The following is a 799-nucleotide window of genomic DNA, read 5'->3' on the forward strand; positions in this document are numbered from 1 at the left end:
CGCGGGGTCGGCGGGGCGGGGTGTGGGGGCGCTCGGGGGGCCGCGGCTGGCGGAGCTGGAGGCGCTGGTCGGGCAGTCCCGGGCGGCGGGGATGGCGGTGGAGCTGTCGGTGGAGGGTGAGGAGCGGCGGTATGCGGCTCCGGTGGAGCAGACGGCGTATCGGGTGGTGCAGGAGGCGCTGACCAACGTGCATAAGCATGCTCCGGGCGCGAGTGCCCGGGTTCGGGTGGCGCATCGTTCGGCCGAGATCGCGGTTCAGGTGGAGAACGGGCCGTCGGAGCGGGGTGCGGCGGATGCCGGGCTGCCGAGCGGGGGGAATGGTCTGGTGGGGATGCGGGAGCGGGTGTCGACGCTCGGTGGGGGTTTTGTGTCGGGGGCCACGGAGGCGGGTGGCTTCCGTGTGTCGGCGGTGATCCCGGACGGTACGGATGACACGGATCACACCGACGGCGGGGATGAGAAGGATCACATGGGCCGCGGGGATCGGCCGGAGGGCCGTGCGGTGGATGGCACCGCGGCCGAGGGTCGTGGCGGGGGCGTGGAGCGGGCGCGGAGTGCCTGAGCGCTCCGCTGGAAGTGTCGCGATGCGTCGCTGGGCGGGCTGCGGCGCCGTCGTGGCTGGCCACGCGGCGGAGCCGCACATTGACACAGCCGCGGCGGAGCCGCGCATCGACACAGCCCCGCGCCCCTTCGGCGCGCTGTCGGAACCGTAGCGGTCTTGCTCTGACCTGCTTAGTGCCCGCGGCCGGTCGGATCGCGTGCGCTGCGTGGGTTGTGCGCGGTGCGTGGGTTACGTGCG

General features: G+C 73.8%; 1 protein-coding gene. It reads left to right on the forward strand.

What is annotated here, in order from left to right; genetic code table 11:
- Nucleotides 1-562 (forward strand): sensor histidine kinase (locus KN815_RS46850; protein ID WP_372458649.1); only part of this gene is annotated, 562 nt, incomplete at its 5' end.
- Nucleotides 563-799 lie beyond the last annotated feature (237 nt).

The organism is Streptomyces niphimycinicus (assembly GCF_018883605.1).
Lineage (GTDB): Bacteria > Actinomycetota > Actinomycetes > Streptomycetales > Streptomycetaceae > Streptomyces > Streptomyces niphimycinicus.